Below are 22,199 nucleotides of genomic sequence, written 5' to 3'. Positions count from 1 at the left end.
CCGTTTCCTCAATAATGCGTGCGGCGGTCCAGCACACGGAACTGGAGCAGCATCAGGACGATCAGCACGGCGAGGAAAATCACGGTCATGGCCGAGGCGTAACCGACGCGCAGGAACACAAAACCTTCCTGATAGATGCTCCAGAGCAGGACTTCGGTGGCCTTGTTTGGCCCGCCTTCGGTGAGCGTCTTGACGGTTTCGAACACCTTGACCGCATTGATGATGCTGATTGTCGTCACGAAGAGCGTCGTGGGGCCGAGCAGCGGCCATGTGACGAGACGAAAGCGCTCCCAGCTGCTTTTCACGCCGTCCACTTCGGCGGCGGAATAGAGTTCGCGCGGAATGGCAGTCAACCCGGCCAGAAACAGCACCATGTTGAAGCCGACGCTCTGCCAGACGCCGATCAGCGCAAGGCTGAATAGCGCCGTATCGCTGGAGCCGAGCCAGTTGGGGCCGGTAATGCCGACCATGCCGAGAAGGGTGTTCACGGGGCCAAGGGTCGGATGCAGCAGATATTGCCAGACGGTCGCCATGGCGACGAGAAGCGAGGCAACAGGCAGAAAATAGACAGTGCGGAAGAAAGACTTTCCGCGCACTTCGCCTTCGATGAGAAGCGCGACGCCGAGGCCGAGAAACACCGAGGCCGGTGCGACAATGGCCGTATAGATCGCCGTGTTCTTCAAAGAGATGAGAAAAGTGCGGTCGCTAAACAGTTCGACATAATTGTCGAGGCCGATGAATTCGAAACCGGCATAGCCGAGTTCGTAATTGGTGAAGCTCCAGAACAAGACTGCTGCGGTCGGCAGCAGGATCAGCAGTACTGTCAGGAGAATGGCGGGGGAGGCGAGTTTCCAGGCCAGTCGCTCCTCGCGCCGCCGCGCATTTTCGGCGGCAGTGCGGGCGCTGACCGCGCCGGGCCGGGCAAGAGCGAGATCAGACATGAGCCGTAGCCTTTTCCGCCGGTGCGGTGGTCACCACATTTCCGGCAGGCTGGCGCAGGCGCGCGCCGTCATCGCCGAAAAGATAGGCGTTTTCCGCATCGAAATGCAGGCCAACAGGCAGACCGGGTGCAATCTGATCGGCCTTGACGGGGTCGAGCTTCACGATCAGCTCCTGCGCGGAGCCGGGCGCTTTCAGGTAAACCAGCACTTCGGAGCCGAGGAATTCGATGCGCGAGACGGTTCCGCTAATGCCGGTCTTGTCATGCGGGTGCAGACGGAAATGTTCCGGGCGGATGCCGACACGGATCGTTGTGCCCGCATAGGCGGCGACGTTTTGCAGGATCGGGCGGCCCGCGAAATGGACACTGCCCTGATCGCTGACCAAGGCGTCCAGAATGTTGATGCGCGGGGTGCCGATGAATTGCGCCACTTCGATATGGCGCGGATCGTTATAGATCGCGGTGGGCGTATCGATTTGCAGCAGCTTGCCGCCCATCATCACCGCCACACGGTCGGCCATGCTCAGCGCTTCAGCCTGATCGTGGGTGACATAGATCGTCGGAACCCCGGCGCGGCGATGCAGTTCCACAATCTCGGCGCGGGTATGAACGCGCAGATTGGCATCGAGATTGGACAAAGGCTCGTCCATCAGGAAAACGCCGGGCTGGCGCACGAGCGCACGGGCAAGCGCAACGCGCTGGCGTTGGCCGCCCGACATCTGGCCGGGCTTGCGGTCGAGAAGATGGTCGATTTTCAGGCTGGCGGCGGTGGTTTTCACCTGTTTCTGGATCGCGGCGCGCTTGGCGCGCTGGCCTGGAACCAGTGGTCCAACGACGGGCAGGCGTTCGGTCGTCGTCATGTCGCGCATGGCGAGCGGCACGGCGATGTTCTGCGCGGCGGTCAGATGCGGATACAAAGCGTAGGACTGGAAGACCATCGCGATATTGCGGTCGGCGGGATGCGCGCCGGTGATGTCGCGGCCAGCCAGCGCGACATTGCCTTCATCGGCATGGTCGAGCCCGGCAAGAATGCGCAAAAGCGTGCTCTTGCCGCAGCCAGACGGGCCGACGAGGGCGATGAATTCGCCCTCCGCCACGTCGATGCTGATGCCGTCCAGAATGCGGTTGCCGCCATAGGACTTCCCGATATCGCGGATGGCAAGCGTGCTCATTGGCTTGCCTCTTCCGTGACCTTCTCTCCGTCGCCCGCATGATGCGGATAGACCTCATGCACCACATCGTCGATCACGTAGGGCGTCAGTTCATCAATGCGCACGATGGCGCTGGTAGCTGCTTCGCCAAGTTCATGCACGACAGCGCCGAGAATACGGTCGCCCGGCAGATCGCGTTCCATCGCGCCGACGATGAAGGCCGCCGCCGGTCCCCAGACATAGCGGGTGCCGAACGCTTCGCCCTTCCATGCTCGGTGCAGGTGGCCGCTGGCGTGAAGCTGCACGTTATACTGCGCGAAGAGATCATAGAGACGCTGGCGCGCCACCGGGCGGATGCCCCAATAGCCGCTGTCGCCTTCTTCCGGATCGTCGACGAAGAGTGGCTTGTGCGCGAAAACGGCGACGGGCTTGCCGTCTGCGTTTTCCAGAACGTTTTCCAGCCACTGGAACTGGTCTTCTTCCTGTTCGCTGCCGGTGCCGATGATAAGGCTGTTGAGGCCGACGATCAGCCAGTCACCGAGGTCCTTGGCCCAGCGGTCTGGACCGATATGGCGCTGCCAGCGCGCAAGGCGCTCGGCATTGACCGGCTGGTGGCTTTCCGGCAGATGGCCGATGTCGTGATTGCCCGGCACGCTGAGGACGGGCGCGGAGAGCTGTTCGAAACAACTGCGGCAGAATTCGAGATCAGCTTCGATATCGGCGCCATCGACGGCAAGATCGCCGGTGTGAATGATGAGATCAGGCTTCTGCTGCTCGATCCACGCCACGAGCGGTTCCCAGTTCGGGTTGAAATGTGTCTTGATCGGGCTGAGATGGGTGTCGGTGATTTGAACGATCCGCATGGGCGCGCTCCCTCATGGCTTGTGAGATGTTCGCAGCGATCACCGTCTTCTCCGGTGGCCGCTTCACGCCGGATGCGTTCTCCCCGCATCGGCTCTGCCGGGGCTTTTAGGCCTGTTTTGTGACAGTCCTGATGCGCCGCAATGACAGTTGGATGACATCTTCTGTGGGGAATCAGCGGAAGGTGATTTGCTGATTTTGCAGGCAGTTAGGTTGTATCGATGCCTGTTCCATAGGCGCTCAGATTTGCGGCCAACCGCTCATTGGGAGGGCAAGATTTAGCTAACTATTTGATTGTATTTAAAATAAGTGCCTGAACGAGCTATGCGCAGGATGCATGGCAGCTTTGCGCTAAAGTTGCATTGCAAAAATGGTGAGCAGGGAGCATATAACAATCATCTCAGCGCCGCGTTTCCTCCTCCCATTTGCGCGGGCTGAGTGTTCCCCTCTGGAGGTTTGCCTCAAAGGCACCTTCAAAACTCAAAGCCAGACATTTGTCTGGCTTTTTTTTTGGCTTTTCGCCTGTTATTGGCCGCGACGGCTGAACACAACAAACTACAAATGCTGATCACCTTCCAGCTGTCTGTTCTGACAGGGCGAAGCCACGTGCTGTTTTTCCGTGAAAGTGCGGATACGAAATAGGGGCCTTGCGGCCCCTTTGTTATTCGCTATTCAGAAGCTTTTGTTCTTACGCATGTCTGTGTCCCGAAACCGGTTCCCATTTTCGGGACACATGCTTAGCGCAAGCTAGCGCAGAAGCGCTGAATGCGGTTGCAGGCTTCTTCGAGCAGCTCATCGGACGTTGCATAGGAAATGCGGAAGTTCGGTCCGAGGCCGAAGGCCGAACCGTGAACCACGGCAACACCCTCTGCTTCGAGCAGTTCGGTTACAAAATCTTCGTCCGTTTCGATGACCTTGCCAGCTTCGGTTTTCTTGCCGATCAGGCCAGCGCAGGACGGATAGACGTAGAATGCGCCTTCCGGTGTCGGGCACTGGATGCCCTTGGCCTGATTGAGCATCGATACGACCAGATCGCGACGAGCCTGGAAAATTTCCTTGTTCTTCGGGATGAAGTCCTGCGTGCCGTTCAGCGCTTCAACCGCTGCCCACTGGGCGATCGAGCAGGCACCGGAAGTCTGCTGACCCTGCACCATGTCCATGGCCTTGATGAGTTGCAGCGGGCCAGCGGCGTAACCGATGCGCCAGCCGGTCATGGCATAGGCCTTGGAAACGCCGTTCATAGTCAGCGTGCGGTCATAGAGCGACGGCTCGACCTGAGCAGGGGTCGTGAAGACGAAATCGCCATAGACCAGATGCTCATACATGTCGTCGGTCAGGATCCAGACCTGCGGGTGACGCACAAGAACGTCTGTCAGCGCCTTCAGCTCGGCTTCCGTATAGGCAGCGCCCGTCGGGTTCGACGGCGAGTTGAAGATCAGCCACTTGGTCTTCGGCGTGATCGCCTTTTCCAGATCGGCAGCGGTTAGCTTGAAATTGTCTTCGATCTTGGTGTTGATGAACACCGGCGTACCGCCGTTGATCGCAACCATTTCCGGATAGCTGACCCAGTAAGGGGCAGGCACGATGACTTCATCGCCGGGGTTCAGCGTGGCCATGAAGGCGTTGAACAAAATCTGCTTGCCGCCGGTGCCGACGATGACCTGATCCGGCGTATAGTCGAGGCCGTTTTCGCGCTTGAACTTGGCGACGATGGCCTTGCGCAGCTCAGGAATACCGGCCACAGGCGTGTACTTCGTTTCGCCGCGATTGATCGCATCGATGGCGGCCTGCTTGATATTGTCCGGCGTGTCGAAATCGGGTTCGCCCGCACCAAGACCGATCACGTCCTTGCCTTTGGCTTTCAGTTCGCGTGCTTTCTGGCTGACCGCGATGGTCGCAGATGGCTTTACACGGGAAAGGGCGTCGGCGAGAAATGCCATGATAGATCTCCATAGATGGCAGGCTCTGTTAACCGCACTGGGAACGGCGCGGTTTTGCGGATTTTCTATGTCGCATCGGCACGGGAATCGCAACAGATGGATTGACTTTTCGCCCGTGAATCCGGGTTTTCTCGAAATTGTGTTGCGAAAAGTGTCGGATAGATCAGTCTTGCTGACATAATATCTCAAAGAAACTGATTAGACAGGACGCAGTCCGCGCGTCGATATGGTTTTTGAAACAGGAGATTTTCATGCTGACCATTTACGCCCAACCCGATTCAGGAAATTGCTACAAGCCCCGCCTTCTGCTTGCCTTGCTGGGCAGGCCTTTTCGGCATGTCACGGTTTCGTCGCTCGATGGCTCAACGCGCAAGCCGGACTATCTCGCCAAAAATCCCAACGGAAAGGTGCCATTGCTGGAGCTGGAGGACGGGCGACTGCTGGCAGAATCGAACGCCATGCTGCTCTATCTGGCGGAAGGAACGCCGTTTCTGCCCAAGGACGCCTATGAGCGGGGGCTTGTCTATCAATGGCTGTTCTTCGAACAATATAGCCATGAGCCCCATGTGGCCGTGCGCCGGGCGCTGATGATCTATCCAGAGCGGGCACGGGATGCGACGCCGGAACGTCTGGCCTCAACGCTCGCCGGTGGCAACAAGGCGCTTGGCGTCATGGAAACACAGCTTGAAAAGACGCCCTATCTGGCGGGCGAGACTTATACGGTCGCCGATATCGCGCTCTATGCCTATACGCATGAGGCGCATCTGGGCGGCTTCGACATGCAACAATATCCGGCGGTTCAGGCCTGGCTCAAGCGCGTTGCGGCCCATCCGGGCCATGTGGCGCTCGACTGGCTGCCTTGAGAGCCTGTTCTAAAAGTCGCCCTGTGTGGCTGCAAATGGCAATTTTCTCCATTCCGGTGCTCACGTACCCAAAGTACGCTCCGCTCCGGTACTCGAAAATCACCATTTTCGCACACACATGCCGCTTTTTGATTCAGGCTCGGAGAATTTTCTCTGATTCCAAAAAATTAGAGCGCCGGTCAGACCGGCGCTCCAATGTTTTCATGTCACATTCGTGCACAAGCCAGATGAAACATCTGGCGGCAAAATGTCTTAGGCTGCGACGAGGTTGTCGGCAGACGAACGGCCCGAACGGCGGTCCTGCACGATCTCGTAGGTGACCTTCTGGCCTTCGTTGAGCGTGGCAAGGCCAGCGCGCTGAACGGCAGAGATGTGAACGAAAATGTCCGTGCCGCCCTGGTCAGGCTGAATGAAGCCGAAACCCTTGGTCGTGTTGAACCATTTAACTGTTCCCGTAGCCATGGGAATGTCCTTTGTAACGATAGTAATTTTTAGTCCGCATGCTCCGCATACGTCCCTGTGGATCGAATTTATGGACAGGAGATCGTCAGGAAGCACGGCAGGCCGCACGGGTCTCAAAGTCACTCGACCGAAAAATCGATTGCCGGACTATATGCGACAAATTTGACCAGCACAAGAGAGCTAGGATGTGTGTCTGGCCATGGTTTTGCTAAAAAAATCGCAGCTTTAACGTCAACGCTAGGTATTTTTTATCTAAAACGCCGCCGTATCAGCGATTGCGCGCATGGTCGCTCTTTATTGAAGGTGTTGCGACCTTACTATTAAGACGGGCAATAGATCGGTCCTGCCAGAAAAGACAGATCTAAAGTCAGAGCCCGAACGAGACATCGCTTTTCTTTGACTTTTGCGTGATATGCATAATGCGCATGTTGCGAATGGCCCGCGATTTCGTCACAGGGATTCGCGAACGGCACGTGGCGAGGCAAATATGACGTCTGAACCGGAACAGAAGCAGCCGAAGCGCAGCGCGCAAAGGAAAAGCCGCAAGCGAGGGAAGTCCCAGCGCGTTGGTATCAAGGGCTTGCTCACCCGTCAGCCGGTCCGGGACGGCAATGATCTGTTCTCACAGGTCTCGATGATGACCGGCGCTTTCTGGAATTCGCCAGTGCGCACCACGCTGATTGCACTCGGAACCGGCATTTTCGTGCTGATCGTGCTGATTGCGATTGGGCAGGTGGCCATCAACCGCTGGAACGAGCCGTTTTACGATGCGCTGGCGCGCAAGGATTTGCAGGCGTTCTTCCAGCAGCTGATGGTGTTCTTCGGTATTGCGGGCACATTGCTGGTGCTCAATGTCGCCCAGACATGGCTGAACCAGATGTTCAAGCTGAAGATGCGTGAAGGGCTGGCGCGCGATCTCGTTGGTCAATGGCTGGTGCCGGGGCGCGCCTTTCGGCTCGCCAATGCGGGCGAGATCGGCATTAATCCCGATCAGCGCCTGCATGAAGATGCGCGCCACCTTGCCGAAACATCCTGCGATCTCGGTATCAACCTGCTGCAATCGACCGTCATTCTGTTGAGCTTTGTCGGCGTATTGTGGTCGCTGTCGAGCGGATTTATTTTCAATATTGGCGGTTATAGCTTCCCGATTCCCGGCTATATGGTGTGGGCGGTGATCATATATGCCGCGTCCGCATCGTGGCTGACATGGATCGTCGGGCGCAACCTCGTCAATATCAATGCCAATCGTTATGCGCGCGAGGCGGATTTCCGCGCCTCGCTGATGCGCGTCAATGAGCATCTCGATTCGGTCACCCTTTCGCGCGGTGAGGTGGATGAGCGCCGCCGTCTCGATCTCGATATCGACGCCGTGCTGGCTGCGATCCGCAAGATCGTCTATGCGACCACGCGACTGACATGGGTGACGGCTGGTTATGGCTGGCTCACCATCGTCGCGCCGATTCTGGTCGCCGCACCGGTGTATTTCTCTGGCGGACTGACCTTCGGTGGTCTGATGATGGCCGTCGGCGCGTTTACGCAGGTGCATAATTCACTGCGCTGGTTCGTGGATAATTTCGGTGCCATTGCCGACTGGCGCGCCACACTGCTTCGTGTCGCCACTTTCCGTCAGGCAATTCTGCGCATGGATGAGCTGGGTCATCTCGACCGGCACGTCGATCTGGCCGTCAACGAAGGCGATACAATCAGTCTCGACGATGTGTCGATTGCGGCACCCGATGGCTGTTTGCGCCTGTCGAAGAGCGCCTTCGCGGTCAAGCCGGGCGAACGGGTGTTGGTAACCGGCGGCACCGAAACCCAACGCACCTTGCTCTTTCGGGCGCTTGGCGGTCTGTGGCCATGGGGCGAGGGGCGGATCGGCATGCCAGCCAATGACGGCGTAGCCTTCATGCCGCGTGCGCCTTATTTCCCGCCCGGGACATTGAAGAGCGTGATCGTCTATCCATTCGACCTGAAGAAATTCTCGCCCGAAGCGCTGGAGGGCGTGTTGCAGCGCGCCGGGCTTGACCGGCTTATCGGCAGTCTCGACTACGCCACACGCTGGGAACGGGTGCTGACCGATGACGAGCGGCAATGTCTCGCTTTCGCCCGCCTCATTCTGCAAAAGCCGCAATGGATCATCATCGATGGCGCGCTGGATGGTCTCGATGCCGAAGCCTATGATCGCATCCGGGACATTTTGACCACTGAGCTGAAAGACGCTGCTGTGATCCATCTGGGCAAGCCGCATCTGCATAACGGGTTTTTCTCCCGGCAGGTCAATCTGGAAGATGATCCCGATGGCAAGCCGCTGGAAATTCCCGCTTTAAAGAGCGCATGAAAAAAGCCGCCGGATCGCTCCGGCGGCTTTTTTCATTATCTGTAAAACAGATTATGCGCGGAAGTAATCCTGCAGCGGACGCACTTCCAGCGAACCGGCCTTCAGCGCCGCGATGGCTTCGGCCGCTGATTCTGCGCCTGCCATCGTGGTGTAGTAAGGCAGCTTCTGCATCAGCGTTGCGCGGCGGATCGACTTGGAGTCGGACACGGCGCTGGCGCTGTCGGTGGTGTTGAAGACCAGATGGATCTGACGGTTGCGGATCGCATCTTCCACATGTGGACGGCCTTCGATGACCTTGTTGACCTTGATCGCCTCGACGCCATTGTCAGCGAGGAAACGCTGCGTGCCGCCGGTTGCCATCACGCGGAAGCCGAGGCTTGCGAGCTTGCGCACAGGTGCCAGAACGCGTTCCTTGTCTTCGTCGCGCACCGACACAAACACCGTGCCTTCACGCGGCAGTTCCACGCCGGCACCAAGCTGCGCCTTGGCGAAAGCCAGTGCGTAGTCGTAGTCGAGGCCCATGACCTCGCCGGTTGAACGCATTTCCGGTCCGAGCAGCGTATCGACGCCGGGGAAACGGGCGAACGGGAACACGGCTTCCTTGACCGCGATATGCGGGCGCGATGGGGCCTGCGGCTTGCCGCCATAAGCGCCGAGCGCTGCTTCAAGGCTTTCGCCAGCCATGATGCGGGCCGCGACCTTGGCAATCGGGGTGCCGATGGTTTTGGCAACGAACGGCACCGTACGCGAAGCGCGCGGATTCACTTCAAGGATGAAGATTTCGCCATCCTTGATCGCGAACTGCACGTTCATCAGGCCGCCGACATTGAGCGCCTTGGCCAATGCTTCGGTCTGACGTTCGAGTTCGGCGACGGTTTCAGCCGAGAGCGAGTGAACCGGCAGCGAGCAGGCGCTGTCGCCGGAGTGAATACCGGCTTCTTCGATATGCTCCATGATGCCCGACACAAAGCTGTCCTTGCCATCGCAGAGGCAATCGACGTCCACTTCGATGGCCTGGGTGAGATAGGTATCGAACAGCAGCGGGTTCTTGCCGAGCAGGGTGTTGATCTGGCCGGTCTTGTCGTTCGGATATTTCGCCTTGATGTCTTCCGGGACCAGTTCCGGCACGGTGTCGAGCAGGTAGGCTTGCAGCGTGCGCTCGTCATGGATGATCTGCATGGCGCGGCCACCCAGAACATAAGACGGGCGAACGACCAGCGGGAAGCCGAGGTCAGCGGCGACGAGGCGAGCCTGTTCGACCGAATAGGCAATGCCGTTCTTCGGCTGGTTCAGGTCGAGCTTGACCAGCAGCTTCTGGAAGCGGTCGCGATCTTCCGCAAGGTCGATGGCGTCCGGCGAGGTGCCGAGGATCGGAATGCCGGCCTTTTCAAGTGCATTGGCGAGCTTGAGCGGGGTCTGGCCGCCGAACTGGACAATCACGCCGTGCAGGGTGCCCTTTTCCTGTTCAACGCGCAGGATTTCCAGCACGTCTTCCGCCGTCAGCGGTTCGAAATAGAGGCGGTCCGAGGTGTCGTAATCGGTCGAAACCGTTTCCGGGTTGCAGTTGATCATGATGGCTTCGTAATCGGCGTCGCCGAGCGCGAAGGCAGCATGGCAGCAGCAATAATCGAACTCGATGCCCTGACCGATACGGTTCGGCCCACCGCCGAGAATGACGACCTTCTTGCGATCCGAAACTTCAGCTTCCGAACGTGGCTGGCCGACGAAGGGCGTTTCATAGGTCGAGTACATATAGGCGGTCGGCGAAGCGAATTCGGCAGCGCAGGTATCGATGCGCTTGTAGACCGGATGCACGTCGAGATCGGCGCGCAGCTTGGCCACGTCCGCAGCGTCCTTGTTCGTCAGGCTGGCAAGGCGCGCGTCGGAGAAGCCCATTGCCTTCAGCATGCGCAGGTTTTCAGCGTCCTGCGGCAGACCATGTTCGCGAATGCGTGCTTCGGTCAACACGATGGCTTCGATCTGTTCGAGGAACCATGGGTCGATCTTGGAGGCGTCATGCACCTGCTCGACAGTCAGGCCGAGGCGCATGGCCTGCGCGACCATGCGCAGACGATCCGGCGTCGGCGTGCCGATGGCGGCGCGGATGGCGTTCTTCTCGTCGCCGTCCTCGATGCCGGGAATGGCGATTTCGTCAAGGCCGGTCAGGCCGGTTTCAAGACCGCGCAGCGCCTTCTGCAAGCTTTCCTGAAAAGTGCGGCCAATGGCCATCACTTCACCGACCGACTTCATGGCGGTGGTCAGGATCGGCGAGGAGCCGGGGAATTTTTCGAAAGCGAAACGCGGGATCTTGGTGACGACATAGTCGATCGACGGTTCGAACGAGGCTGGCGTCGCGCCGCCGGTGATGTCGTTGTCGAGTTCGTCCAGCGTGTAGCCGACGGCGAGCTTGGCAGCGACTTTGGCAATCGGGAAGCCGGTAGCCTTGGAAGCGAGCGCCGAAGAACGTGAGACGCGCGGGTTCATTTCAATGACGATCATGCGGCCATTGGCCGGGTTGATCGCGAACTGCACGTTGGAACCGCCGGTTTCAACGCCGATCTCGCGCAGCACCGCAATCGAGGCGTTGCGCATGATCTGGTATTCTTTGTCGGTCAGCGTCAGCGCAGGCGCGACGGTGATCGAATCGCCGGTGTGTACACCCATCGGATCGAGGTTTTCGATCGAGCAGATGATGATGCAGTTGTCCGCCTTGTCGCGGACGACTTCCATTTCATATTCTTTCCAGCCCAGAACCGACTCTTCGATCAGAACTTCGGTGGTCGGCGATGCGTCCAGACCGCGTTCGATGATTTCGAAGAATTCCTGACGGTTATAGGCGATGCCGCCGCCGGTGCCGCCGAGCGTGAAGCTCGGGCGGATGATGGCCGGAAGGCCAACCACGTCGAGCGCCTGCGCCGCCTTGGCGAGCGCGTGGGTCATGTAGCGCTGCTTGCGTTCGACTTCGCCGAGCTGCCATTCGGTTTCCAGCTTGTCGAGGGCCTTGTCCAGCGCGTCGCCCGAATATTGCGACTTCACTTCAGCGCGCTTGGCTTCGTGACGCTTGCGGTCTTCGTCCTTGATTTCGGTGGCGTTGGCGAGGCGCGATTCCGGCGTATCGAGGCCGATCTTGTCCATGGCTTCGCGGAACAGCGCGCGATCTTCGGCCTTGTCGATGGCCTCGGCATTGGCGCCGATCATCTCGACATTGTAGCGCTCCAGCACGCCCATGCGGCGCAGCGACAATGCGGTGTTCAGCGCGGTCTGGCCGCCCATTGTGGGCAGCAGCGCGTCCGGACGTTCCTTGGCGATGATCTTGGCGACGACTTCCGGCGTGATTGGCTCGATATAGGTCGCGTCCGCCAGATCGGGGTCGGTCATGATCGTGGCCGGGTTGGAGTTGACGAGGATGATGCGGTAGCCTTCCTCTTTCAACGCCTTGCAAGCCTGCGTGCCCGAATAATCGAATTCGCAAGCCTGGCCGATGACAATGGGGCCCGCGCCGATAATCAGGATCGATTTGATATCTGTACGTTTCGGCATGGGCGCTCATCCTATCTTCTTCGCGCGCATGATCTTGTCCGAAAACCGGTTCCCATTTTCGGGATCATGCTCTTGTTTCACGCATATCTTGGTCTCGAAACCGGTTCCCACTTTCGAGAGACATGCTGCTTAGCCTGCCAGAAAAGCCCGCACGGTTTTCCGGCGGGTTGGCAGCTTATGAATTCTGTGGGCTAAGCGGGCCTTATAGGCAATGATGACCCAAAGCGGAACCCCACAAATACGCTTATTTCAAAGAAAATGCGGGCATTCACGAAAAATCTTCGTCATTTATCTGTCTTATGCCGGTCGAGTTCGATCACGATCAGCCACCCGCCATGACAGATGGCGTATTAGCGTGCCATAATTGGTGTGGTTTTGTTACGCCGGAGTTGCCGTTTGTGATTTGCGTGCCATTTACTTTTTATATTGCGGTGGCAACTCTTTATGCGACAATTATACGAGATAATATTTTGCGCCGCGGGGTTTACAGCGGCCGGTGTTGAGGGAGTGGGTGCATGCGCTGGCAAGGTCGTAGGCAAAGTGACAATGTGGAAGACCAGCGTAGCGGCGGTGGCGGCATAGGCGGTGGCCAGGGCGGCGGTTTCGGCGGTGGCGGGCCGGGCTTCAAGGTCGTGCGCGGCGGCGGGCTTTCCGGCATTCTCATTCTGGTCGTGATGTTCTTCGTGCTGCGCGCCTTCGGTATCGATCCGATACCGATTCTGTTCGGCAGCGGCGGCATGGACTCGTCCGTGCAGACGCAACAGCAGTCCAGTGGTCGCACGGCTGCCGAGGGCGGCGCCGTCGCCAATGACGAGATGACCCAGTTTGCCCGCACGGTGCTTGCCGAAACAGAAGATGTCTGGAGCGGTATTTTCCAGTCGCGCGGCCAGACCTATACCAAGCCGACCATGGTTCTCTTCACCGGGCAGGTGCGTTCGGCCTGTGGTTTCGCTTCGGCGGCATCCGGGCCGTTCTACTGCCCCGGCGACCGCAAGCTCTATATCGATCTGAGCTTCTATGACGAACTGGCGAACCGTTTCGGCGCGTCGGGCAATTTCGCGCAGGCCTATGTGCTGGCGCATGAAGTCGGGCACCATGTCCAGAACCTGCTCGGCATTCTGCCGAAGTTCAACCAGATGCGTCAGCAGATGAACGAAGTGCAGGCCAACCAGATGTCGGTTCGCGTCGAGCTTCAGGCTGATTGTTTCGCCGGAATCTGGGGCTATTACACCGAGCAGAAGGGCATTCTGGAAACGGGTGATCTTGAAGATGCGCTCAATGCGGCGCACCAGATCGGCGATGATACCTTGCAGCGCCGCAGTCAGGGCTATGTCGTGCCGGAAAGCTTCAACCACGGCACATCGGCCCAGCGCGCCAAGTGGTTCAAGCGCGGCTTTGATACAGGCAAGCTCGAATCCTGCGATACATTCAGCGGCGACGTCTAATCCGCCCGGAATATGCGGTAAAAGGCGGCTACGGCCGCCTTTTTCTTTGCAGCTTAAGCGGTGTTTGGCAGCAATTTCGCCGAGTTTCATCAAGCAGGCTTGTCGTAGAATAATTTTCCCTATAAAGGGTCTGCATCGGCGCGGCCCTTTTCCAAATCATGCGTGACGCTCAGTTTTGAGCGGCGATGACGCGCGATCCTTTCCAACAATCAAAACATGATGCTGTCTGCGGCACATCCGCATGAGCATATTTCAGGTGTTCCAATGCTTGACCCCAAATTCGTAAAGCGGGGCCTTTGGCTGGTCTTCATGACGCTGTTTCTCGATATTATCGGGATCGCGATCATCATGCCGGTTCTGCCAGCCTATCTCGAAGAACTGACCGGCGCGGATGTCAGCACCGCTGCAGTCGATGGCGGTTGGCTGCTTCTGGTCTATGCGGCGATGCAGTTTCTGTTCGCGCCGCTGATCGGAAATCTCAGCGACCGTTTTGGACGGCGGCCCGTTCTGCTGGCCTCCATTCTGACATTTGCAATCGACAATCTCATCTGCGCGCTGGCAACCTCATTCTGGATGCTGTTCGTCGGACGTGTGCTGGCGGGCATCAGCGGCGCAAGCTTTGCGACCGCATCCGCCTATATTGCGGATGTCAGCGATGACAGCAATCGCGCGCGCAATTTCGGCCTGATCGGCATTGCCTTCGGCGTGGGCTTTGCGCTCGGCCCGGTTCTGGGCGGCCTGCTTGGCGAATTCGGTCCGCGCGTTCCGTTCTACGGGGCGGCGCTCTTGTCCTTCATCAATTTCGTGCTGGCTTACTTCCTGTTGCCGGAAACGCTGTCCTTGCAAAACAGGCGCAGTTTCCAGATCGGACGCGCCAACCCACTCGGTGCGCTGAAGCAGTTGCGCAGCTATCCCGGCATCGGCTGGGTGATGGCGGTCTTCTTTCTGTACTGGCTGGCCCATGCGGTCTATCCGTCGGTCTGGGCCTTTGTCGGCGCCTATCGCTATAATTGGAACGAGGCACAGATCGGCCTGTCGCTTGGCATGTTCGGCATCGGTACAGCGTTCGTTATGGCAGTCGTCCTGCCGCGCGCTCTGCCTATTCTGGGCGAACGGCGCACGGCGATCATCGGCGTGCTGTTTGCCGGTCTCGGTCTGACGGGCTATGCAATCGCCTGGGAAGGCTGGATGGTCTATGCGGTCATCTTCCTGACCGCTCTGGAAGGCTTCGCCGATCCACCGCTGCGCAGTATCGCTGCGGGCAAGGTGCCGCCTTCCGCGCAAGGTGAGTTGCAAGGCGCGCTGACCAGCGTTTCGAGCATCACGACGATTATCGGGCCGCTGCTCTTCACGCAGTTGTTCAGCCATTTTACCGGCGCGAATGCCCCGTTCGACTTCGCCGGTATGCCCTATGCGGTTGCAGCTGGGTTGATCTTCATTGCGCTGGTCGTGGTGGTGGCGCGGGTGCATCCGAAGCCAAAGTCGAAGCCTGTGGACGCTTAAACGCCCACATTGGAGCATGAAAAAAGCCGGGGTGTTTGCCCCGGCTTTTTATTTTTCTCACAATAAGTTAACCGCAAAACCTCAGTTTTGGATTCACGCGGCCTGTTCGCGTTCCGGCAGAAGAGCTTCGCCCTTCTTTTCGCGGATCAAATTGATGAACCGGCGGAACAGGTAGTGTGAATCCTGCGGGCCGGGCGATGCTTCCGGGTGATGCTGCACGGAGAAGACCGGCTTGCCGATGACGCGCAGGCCGCAATTGGTGCCGTCGAACAGCGAGACATGGGTTTCTTCGACATCTTCCGGCAGCGATTCGGAATCGACTGCAAAGCCGTGGTTCATCGAGACGATTTCCACCTTGCCGGTCGTGTAGTCCTTCACCGGATGGTTGGCGCCGTGATGGCCCTGATGCATCTTCTCGGTGCGACCGCCAAGCGCCAGCGCCAGCATCTGGTGACCGAGGCAGATGCCGAAAACCGGTAGGCCACTGTCAACCAGTTTGCGGATGGTCGGCACGGCATATTCGCCGGTGGCTGCCGGATCGCCGGGGCCGTTCGACAGGAACACGCCATCGGGATTATAAGCCAGCACGTCGTCGGCGGTTGCCGTTGCGGGCAGAACCGTGACCTTGGCGCCGAGGCCCGAGAGCAGACGTAGAATGTTGCGCTTCACGCCGAAATCGAGCGCGACCACATGATATTGCGGGTTGGCGAGTTCGCCGAAGCTCTCGCCCTTGATCCAGGGCGTTTCGTTCCAGACCTGGCTCTGGCCGATGGTGACATCCTTGGCGAGATCAAGATTCTCCAGACCGCTCCAGCCAGCCGCGCGGGCTTTCAGGGCGTCAATGTCGAACTTGCCGTTCGGGTCATGCGCGATGACGGCATTCTGCGCGCCTCGTTCGCGGATCAGCGCGGTGAGGGCGCGGGTGTCGATGCCTGCCAGCGCGATGACGCCGCGCGCCTTCAGCCAAGCATCGAGATCTTCGCTCGAGCGATAATTGGATGGTGCGGTGATATCGGCCTTGAAGATCGCGCCGACTGCGCCGTGGCGGTTGGCTGGTGTCAGGTCTTCGATGTCTTCAATATTGGTGCCGACATTGCCGATATGGGGGAAGGTGAAGGTCACGATCTGTCCGGCATAGGACGGATCGGTCAGGATTTCTTCGTAACCGGTAAGCGCCGTGTTGAAGACAACTTCCGCTTCGATTGCGCCGGTCGCGCCGAGGCCCTTGCCTTCGATCACGGTGCCGTCGGCAAGAACCAGAACGGCGGTTCGCTTTTCGGTTGTCCAGGGTGCGGTTTTCGGGGTCGTTTCGGTCATGTTTGCACTCCTGTTTAAATTGCAGCACCTAAATCCGTGCCACGTTTAATGTTTTAGCTTCCGCACACGCTCGCGTTCCAACCCGCCAGGTCCACCCCTGTTACCGGGCGAATGGCTTGAAAGATGGGGCGTCAATGGTCATATACGCGCCAACGGGCGACGGGATCATATATGCGCCAAAAAGCAGCGGGGATTTCAAACCTCCCACTGCCAGCATGTACCGATGTCCTGCTAAGCCTTGATCAATAAAGAAACTTGGTTGCCGGGTCAATCGTCCGAGCGTACCCAATCGGGAAATAATCGCGATAATGATCGCATTATTGTTCTACGGGCGGGTAGTTCGGACAGCTCGTAGCAGCACGCGATTGCTTTATGGATCACGTTGCGGGTAAGAAGAGACAAACACCGTCAGGAGACATTCGATGCTTCGCCAGGAGATTTCCCAGGCCCTCACAACCGCGCTCAAGGCGCATGAAAAGCGCCGCACATCGACGCTGCGCCTCATCCTGGCCGCCGTGAAGGACCGCGATATCGCCAACCGTTCCGCCGGCAAGGACCCGGTCGGAGATGAGGAATTGCTGGGTATTCTCGGCAAGATGGTCAAGCAGCGCGAAGAATCGGCGCGCATCTATGAAGAAGGCAGCCGCATTGAGCTGGCGGAAGCCGAGCGCGAGGAAATCGTCATTATCTCCGAGTTTCTGCCGCAGCAGATGACCGAGGAAGAAGTGAAGAAGGCTTGCGAGGACGTTATCGCCGAAATCGGCGCGCAGGGGCTGCGCGACATGGGCAAGTGCATGGCGATCCTCAAGGAACGCTATGCAGGCCAGATGGACTTCACCAAGGCAAGCGCACTGGTGAAATCGCTTTTGCAGTAGAAAGCCGTTCTCATACGACATCAAAAGGCCCCGTTCAAAGCGGGGCCTTCTTGTTGTTCGCGCTATCTGGATGTTATGCGGGCGCAATCGAAATCAGTCAGCGAGATTGTTTGTCATGGCCACCGCTCTGCTTATCATTGATGTCCAAAACGATATTGTAGCCGGGATGGGTACGCCTGAGCGTCAGCCTGTGATTGATCGCGCGCTGGAGGAAGTTGTCGCCCGATTGAGCGACGTGAAAGCGCGGGCGCGTTCTGCGGGCATTCCCGTGATTCTCGTGCAGCATGACGGCGGGCCGGGCGACGTGCTTGAAAAAGGTACGCCGGGTTGGGCAATCCGGACCGAACTGGCGCCGCTGACCAACGACATCGTGGTTGAAAAGACGAGCTGCGATTCATTCCACGAAACAGAGCTTCAGGACCGGCTGCGTGCGTTGGCGATAACGCATCTGGTCATCGGCGGTTGCCAGACCGAATATTGCGTTGATACAGCGGTTCGTCACGCGATCTCGCTCGGCTATGATGTGACATTGATTGCCGACGGGCACACGACGGGCGATACGGCGAGCTTGCAGTTCGCCGATATCGTGGCGCATCACAATGAAACGCTTAACGGGTTCCGGGCAGGAAGCACCCGCGGACGCACGGCCAACGCTGCCGATATCGCGTTTTAACGGCGTTAGCTCTGCTTGGCGGTCTTGAGTCGCGTTTCGCTCAGGAGGCCCTGTTCTTCCAGCACCGGATAGGCCATCGAAGCCAGCAGCGAATTGATCTGCTTCAGGTCGCGGATCGTATCGAGATGGATGGTGCTGGTCTCGATGCTGCGGGTTGAGCCTTCGCGCAGACGCGAGAAGTGGCGCAGGCTGGTCTGCTTTTCCAGTTCGCGCAGCCGATCCTTTTCCTGAACGAGCTGGCGCGCCGTGCGCCCGTCACGTGAGACGACCACGTTGAACGCCAGATGCGCATTGGCCAGAACCATGGCGTGGAAGTGGCTGAGTTCTGCCCAGCCTTCCTCGGTGAATTCCAGCTTGTGGTCCATCTTCTTTTGCACCTGCGCCAGCATGTTGCGCACGATGATGTCGCCCACCTGTTCGAGCTTCACGCAGGCGCCGAGCAGTTCCTGCATCCGAAGCGCCTCAAACTCGTTGAGATCATGCGAGGCAAGCCGCGTCAGATAAAGCTTGATAGCGGCATGTTTCTTGTCCACGCGATCGTCGAGGGCGGCGAGTTCGTTGATGCGGGCCTGATCCGGCTTTTCGTAGAGGTCGATGATACGACGCAGCATCACCTCGACGGTATCGCAGACGCCGACGACTTCGCGGGTGGCGTTGGCCAGCGCCTGCGATGGGCGATCAAGTACGCTTATGTCGAGGGCGCTATATTCTTCCATTTCCAGCGGCTGCGCCGGTGCAGCCGTCTTGTCGGCATTGAGGCGAACAAGCGCTTCGGTGGTGCGCAGAACCAGCCCGGAGAGCGGGATACCCGCCACCATGACAATCACGTTGAACAGGATATGTGCGTTGACCACCTGCGATACGGGATCAGCGCCGAGAAAGGCAATCGACGGCTTGAAGGTCTCGTAAAGCACCAGCATCACCAGCGAGCCTGCACCGCGCATCAGAAGATTGCCGAGTGGCACCACGCGGGTTTCCGGCGGAGCATTGCGGGTGAGGATCGGCGCGATGATCGAGGAACCGAGATTGACGCCCAGCACCATGACCACGGCCAGTTCCGGATCGATGAGGCCGCGCGATGCGAAGGTGGTCAGCAGGATGACGGCTGCGACGCTGGAATGGAACAGCCATGTCATCAGTGCGGCCAGCAGATAGGTGGTGATCGGATCGCTCGACAGATAATCGACGATCACTGGCAGAAGCTCGCTCTGGCGCAGGGGCTCGGTCGCTTGCCCGGTCATTTCCAGCGACATGATCAGAAGGCCGATGCCGACCAGAATGCGCCCGATCTGCCGCCAGTCGCGGCGCTCGGTGGTCATGAAAATGCCGGTGCCTATCACAAGGCAGAGCGGAACGAGAATGGTCAGGTCATAGCTCAAAATCTTGACGACCAGCGCCGAGCCGAGTTCGCCGCCGCGCACCGCCATCAGTCCCGCAACGCCGCTGACGAAGCCAGATCCCACGAAGGAACCGACCAGAAGTGTCACCGCCGTCGAGCTTTGCAGGGCAACCGCAAGCACCAGACCAAAGGCGACCGACAAAAGCGGGTTCTGCATCTGGTTGCGCAGGCGTCTGCGCAGACGGTCGCCATAAGCGCGCTCTACCCCGGTTCGCACCATGCGGGTGGCCCACAAAAGAAGGGCGACAGCGCCGGCAAGATGCAAAAGGACCAAAGAACCGTTCACGGCGAAATCCCTTCGGTTGGCGGTTGACGTTGAAAGCTAGAATTATCTCATAAAACGAAGAAATTATGTTCCGGCTAATTAAATATCCAAGAGATATGGGCTTATTCGCGCATAAAATCAACCGGCTTACGCTGAATGTAAAAGTTATATGACAGTTTTGTGACAGCTGCGTGACCGTAGAGCAGGCTCGTCGAACAGGTTGTCAAACAGTCTGGGCAGAAGACTGTGATTAGCGGGGAGGGTTATGCGCGCGCGATGGACTGTCAGAGCCTGCGCGCCTATATACTCTATGGAAGACACGCCCGCTGTCGGGCCGAGCTGAAAGTGAAATCTGTAATGCGTTTCCCACCCTCCTTTCTCGATGAGATCAGAGATCGTGTGCCGATCTCGACGCTGATCGGAGCACGGGTTTCGTTCGACCGCAAAAAGAGCAATCCGCCGAAGGGCGATTTCTGGGCCTGTTGTCCGTTCCATGGCGAAAACACGCCGAGCTTCCACTGCGAAGACCGCAAGGGACGTTACCACTGTTTCGGCTGCGGCGTGACTGGCGATCACTTCAAGTTTCTGACCGAACTGGAAGGCTTGAGCTTTCCCGAAGCCGTGGAGCGCGTGGCCGATATGGCGGGCGTGCCGATGCCAGCGCGCGATCCTGAAATGGAAAAGCGTGAGGCTGAGCGCGCAACGCTTTATGACGTGATGGAACTGGCGGCGCAGTTTTTCGAGGCGCAGCTACAGAGTGCTGCCGGTGCCAAGGCGCGCGCCTATCTGCGCGACCGTGGCCTTTCCAGCGCGACGCAACAGGCGTTCCGCATGGGCTATGCGCCGGAATCGCGCAATGCCCTGAAAGAGTTTCTGGCGGGCAAGGGCGTATCGCGCGAGCAGATCGAGGCTTGCGGCCTCGTGGTGCATGGCGAGGGCATTGCCGTTTCCTATGACCGCTTCCGCGACCGCGTGATGTTCCCCATCGAGGATTTGCGCGGACGCATCATCGCATTCGGCGGCCGCGCACTTTCTGCCGATGCGCCTGCCAAATATCTGAACTCGCCGGAAACCGAACTCTTCCACAAGGGGCGGGTGCTTTATAACGGTCTGCGCGCACGCAAGGCCTGCCAGCCACAAAATGGCGAACCGGCCAAGCCGATCATCGCCGTCGAAGGCTATATGGATGTGATCGCGCTGGCGCAGGCGGGTTTCCACCACGTCGTGGCGCCGCTCGGTACGGCGCTGACCGAAGAACAGCTCGAACTTCTCTGGCGCATCAGCCCGGAACCGGTGCTTTGCTTCGATGGTGACGGTGCGGGGCTTCGCGCTGCCTATCGCGCCGCCGATCTTGGTCTGCCGACCTTGCAGCCGGGCAAGTCGCTGCGCTTTGCGCTGTTGCCGGAAGGACAGGACCCGGACGATCTGGTCAAGGCGGAAGGTCCGGCGGCGTTTCAGGCCGTGCTGCGTGACGCCAAGCCGCTGGTCGACATGATCTGGACCCGCGAAACCGTGGGCGGCGTGTTCGACACGCCGGAAAAGCGCGCCGAACTGGAAGCGCGTTTGCGCGAGATAACCAGCCGCATCGCCAATGAGGATATTCGCCGCCATTACGGTCAGGATATGCGCGAACGCGCCCAGGCATTCTTCGGGCAGGGGCGGCAGCAGGGCGGCCAGCGCAATGGGTCGTTCAACCGCCGCAACGACAATGGGCGCGGACGTGGCGCCCCTGGCATGGGCGGCGGCGGGCGATTGACGATCTCCGACAGCCTTGTTCGTTCCACGCTGGTCAAAGGCGGGCGTCCCGGTGCGGGCACCCATGCGCCGCTGCGGGAAACGGCAATCGTACTGACGCTGATGAACCATCCGCGCCTGATCGAAGAAGATTTCGAAACGATTGCCGGGCTTGATCTGGCGCATGATGCGTTGAAGGCGCTGCATCTGGCCATGCTCGACGTTCTGGCCTCCAACCATGTGGACGATGGTCTGGCCATGCGTCACGCGCTGGTCGGCGCCGGGCATCGCGATCTGATCGAAACGCTGGAACAGGCGGTGAAGGGCGCAAGGCTCTGGACCGCATCCGCGCTTGCGGCGGAAGACGATGCGCGGGAAGCTTTGCGGCAGGCGCTTCACTTGCATCAGCGCGCCCGCACACTACATAAGGAGCTGCGAGCCGTGGAGGCCGCACTGGAAACCGATGAGACGGGCGAACTTTATGCGCGCCTCATCGATATACAAAATCAGATTTTAAAGGCAGATGCGACCGAAGCCCTGATCGACGGTTTCGGTCTGTCGTCCGGACGCTCTCCCGGCGGTTTCTGATTCGGATTGCCCGAATCACTTTATGGGAAAGTACCGGGAATAAGGGGTTGCGGACGGCCAATAGCGCTCTAATTAGAGCATTTCCAGCAAAAGTGCGTAGCGGTTTTGCGTAGGATAATGCGTAAAAACAAAAAGATAGAGCGGTTTCACGATTCCGTTTTAACCGGAACAGTTCTAGCCCGCGGATGGGCCGCGACAACAAATGATTCGCTTTTTAAGGGCGAATCAGGTGAGTCGCTCTTGACGAATGGCGTAAATGACGGAATCACGACAGTTCGAACAAGGATAGAACGGATACCGATGAT

At 58.8% G+C, this 22,199-nt stretch carries 15 protein-coding genes; 7 read left to right on the top strand and 8 right to left on the bottom strand.

The features are described 5' to 3' along the window. Positions 1 to 8 precede the first annotated feature (8 nt). From FIC94_RS05470 to FIC94_RS05455, 4 genes are all read right to left on the bottom strand, one after another. The gene (locus tag FIC94_RS05470; protein ID WP_109369466.1) at positions 9 to 941 is read right to left on the bottom strand and encodes a carbohydrate ABC transporter permease; all 933 of its coding nucleotides are present in this window, start codon (positions 939 to 941) and stop codon (positions 9 to 11) included. Then, positions 934 to 2,112: an ABC transporter ATP-binding protein gene (locus FIC94_RS05465; RefSeq protein WP_140024206.1), complete on the bottom strand. Its 1,179-nt coding sequence runs from the start codon at positions 2,110 to 2,112 to the stop codon at positions 934 to 936. Before FIC94_RS05465 ends, FIC94_RS05470 begins: the two co-directional genes overlap by 8 nt. Then, on the bottom strand, positions 2,109 to 2,954 hold the full coding sequence (locus FIC94_RS05460; RefSeq protein WP_140024205.1) for a metallophosphoesterase family protein: 846 nt from the start codon (positions 2,952 to 2,954) through the stop codon (positions 2,109 to 2,111). The genes FIC94_RS05465 and FIC94_RS05460 overlap by 4 nt, the downstream gene beginning before the upstream one ends. Positions 2,955 to 3,689: 735 nt before the next feature. Continuing rightward, positions 3,690 to 4,892, bottom strand: coding sequence for a pyridoxal phosphate-dependent aminotransferase (locus tag FIC94_RS05455; protein ID WP_140024204.1), 1,203 nt, complete (start codon positions 4,890 to 4,892; stop codon positions 3,690 to 3,692). Between the two features lie 251 nt (positions 4,893 to 5,143). Between FIC94_RS05455 and FIC94_RS05450 the strand changes: the two genes are divergently transcribed. Further along, on the top strand, positions 5,144 to 5,755 hold the full coding sequence (locus FIC94_RS05450; RefSeq protein ID WP_121536464.1) for a glutathione S-transferase family protein: 612 nt from the start codon (positions 5,144 to 5,146) through the stop codon (positions 5,753 to 5,755). A gap of 252 nt (positions 5,756 to 6,007) precedes the next feature. On the opposite strand, the gene FIC94_RS05440 is transcribed toward FIC94_RS05450, so the two are convergent. Then, positions 6,008 to 6,217 (bottom strand): cold-shock protein, encoded by a 210-nt coding sequence (locus FIC94_RS05440; protein WP_109369461.1) that lies wholly within the window; start codon positions 6,215 to 6,217, stop codon positions 6,008 to 6,010. Positions 6,218 to 6,704: 487 nt separating this feature from the next. On the opposite strand from FIC94_RS05440, the gene FIC94_RS05435 reads away from it, so the two are divergent. Further along, a complete protein-coding gene (locus FIC94_RS05435; protein WP_140024203.1) occupies positions 6,705 to 8,555 on the top strand; it encodes an ABC transporter ATP-binding protein/permease in 1,851 nt (616 codons plus the stop codon). Positions 8,556 to 8,606: 51 nt separating this feature from the next. On the opposite strand, the gene carB is transcribed toward FIC94_RS05435, so the two are convergent. Beyond that, positions 8,607 to 12,095 (bottom strand): carbamoyl-phosphate synthase large subunit, encoded by a 3,489-nt coding sequence (gene carB / locus FIC94_RS05430; protein WP_140024202.1) that lies wholly within the window; start codon positions 12,093 to 12,095, stop codon positions 8,607 to 8,609. Between the two features lie 515 nt (positions 12,096 to 12,610). Here carB and ypfJ point away from each other — a divergent pair. Together ypfJ and FIC94_RS05420 are read left to right on the top strand one after the other, a co-directional pair. Beyond that, positions 12,611 to 13,540: a KPN_02809 family neutral zinc metallopeptidase gene (gene ypfJ / locus FIC94_RS05425; RefSeq protein WP_140024201.1), complete on the top strand. Its 930-nt coding sequence runs from the start codon at positions 12,611 to 12,613 to the stop codon at positions 13,538 to 13,540. A gap of 264 nt (positions 13,541 to 13,804) precedes the next feature. Then, positions 13,805 to 15,043, top strand: coding sequence for a TCR/Tet family MFS transporter (locus FIC94_RS05420; protein ID WP_109370268.1), 1,239 nt, complete (start codon positions 13,805 to 13,807; stop codon positions 15,041 to 15,043). A 93-nt stretch (positions 15,044 to 15,136) separates the two neighbouring features. Here the strand turns inward: FIC94_RS05420 and carA are convergent, their stop codons facing one another. Beyond that, complete coding sequence (gene carA / locus FIC94_RS05415; protein ID WP_140024200.1) at positions 15,137 to 16,360, bottom strand: glutamine-hydrolyzing carbamoyl-phosphate synthase small subunit; 1,224 nt, start codon at positions 16,358 to 16,360, stop codon at positions 15,137 to 15,139. A gap of 422 nt (positions 16,361 to 16,782) precedes the next feature. Here carA and FIC94_RS05410 point away from each other — a divergent pair, with 422 nt between their 5' ends. Together FIC94_RS05410 and FIC94_RS05405 are read left to right on the top strand one after the other, a co-directional pair. Next, positions 16,783 to 17,235 (top strand): GatB/YqeY domain-containing protein, encoded by a 453-nt coding sequence (locus FIC94_RS05410; RefSeq protein WP_109369456.1) that lies wholly within the window; start codon positions 16,783 to 16,785, stop codon positions 17,233 to 17,235. 115 nt (positions 17,236 to 17,350) lie between these two features. Beyond that, a complete protein-coding gene (locus FIC94_RS05405; protein ID WP_140024199.1) occupies positions 17,351 to 17,908 on the top strand; it encodes a cysteine hydrolase family protein in 558 nt (185 codons plus the stop codon). 5 nt (positions 17,909 to 17,913) lie between these two features. Here FIC94_RS05405 and FIC94_RS05400 read toward each other — a convergent pair whose 3' ends face one another. Beyond that, on the bottom strand, positions 17,914 to 19,593 hold the full coding sequence (locus FIC94_RS05400; protein ID WP_140024198.1) for a Na/Pi cotransporter family protein: 1,680 nt from the start codon (positions 19,591 to 19,593) through the stop codon (positions 17,914 to 17,916). A 336-nt stretch (positions 19,594 to 19,929) separates the two neighbouring features. Between FIC94_RS05400 and dnaG the strand changes: the two genes are divergently transcribed. Continuing rightward, positions 19,930 to 21,894, top strand: coding sequence for a DNA primase (dnaG, locus tag FIC94_RS05395; RefSeq protein ID WP_140024197.1), 1,965 nt, complete (start codon positions 19,930 to 19,932; stop codon positions 21,892 to 21,894). Positions 21,895 to 22,199 lie beyond the last annotated feature (305 nt).

The organism is Ochrobactrum teleogrylli (assembly GCF_006376685.1).
GTDB lineage: Bacteria > Pseudomonadota > Alphaproteobacteria > Rhizobiales > Rhizobiaceae > Brucella > Brucella teleogrylli.
Note: the sequence above shows the minus strand (reverse complement) of the source record. Positions and strands in the feature narration are given on the sequence as shown.

What these genes read in the sequence shown, in the direction of transcription:
- carB (WP_140024202.1), bottom strand. Translation starts at nt 12,095, where the DNA reads ATGCCGAAACGTACAGATATCAAATCGATCCTGATTATCGGCGCGGGC.
- FIC94_RS05440 (WP_109369461.1), bottom strand. Translation starts at nt 6,217, where the DNA reads ATGGCTACGGGAACAGTTAAATGGTTCAACACGACCAAGGGTTTCGGC.
- FIC94_RS05465 (WP_140024206.1), bottom strand. Translation starts at nt 2,112, where the DNA reads ATGAGCACGCTTGCCATCCGCGATATCGGGAAGTCCTATGGCGGCAAC.
- FIC94_RS05435 (WP_140024203.1), top strand. Translation starts at nt 6,705, where the DNA reads ATGACGTCTGAACCGGAACAGAAGCAGCCGAAGCGCAGCGCGCAAAGG.
- FIC94_RS05460 (WP_140024205.1), bottom strand. Translation starts at nt 2,954, where the DNA reads ATGCGGATCGTTCAAATCACCGACACCCATCTCAGCCCGATCAAGACA.
- FIC94_RS05455 (WP_140024204.1), bottom strand. Translation starts at nt 4,892, where the DNA reads ATGGCATTTCTCGCCGACGCCCTTTCCCGTGTAAAGCCATCTGCGACC.
- FIC94_RS05420 (WP_109370268.1), top strand. Translation starts at nt 13,805, where the DNA reads ATGCTTGACCCCAAATTCGTAAAGCGGGGCCTTTGGCTGGTCTTCATG.
- FIC94_RS05470 (WP_109369466.1), bottom strand. Translation starts at nt 941, where the DNA reads ATGTCTGATCTCGCTCTTGCCCGGCCCGGCGCGGTCAGCGCCCGCACT.
- carA (WP_140024200.1), bottom strand. Translation starts at nt 16,360, where the DNA reads ATGACCGAAACGACCCCGAAAACCGCACCCTGGACAACCGAAAAGCGA.
- FIC94_RS05405 (WP_140024199.1), top strand. Translation starts at nt 17,351, where the DNA reads ATGGCCACCGCTCTGCTTATCATTGATGTCCAAAACGATATTGTAGCC.
- dnaG (WP_140024197.1), top strand. Translation starts at nt 19,930, where the DNA reads ATGCGTTTCCCACCCTCCTTTCTCGATGAGATCAGAGATCGTGTGCCG.
- FIC94_RS05450 (WP_121536464.1), top strand. Translation starts at nt 5,144, where the DNA reads ATGCTGACCATTTACGCCCAACCCGATTCAGGAAATTGCTACAAGCCC.
- FIC94_RS05410 (WP_109369456.1), top strand. Translation starts at nt 16,783, where the DNA reads ATGCTTCGCCAGGAGATTTCCCAGGCCCTCACAACCGCGCTCAAGGCG.
- ypfJ (WP_140024201.1), top strand. Translation starts at nt 12,611, where the DNA reads ATGCGCTGGCAAGGTCGTAGGCAAAGTGACAATGTGGAAGACCAGCGT.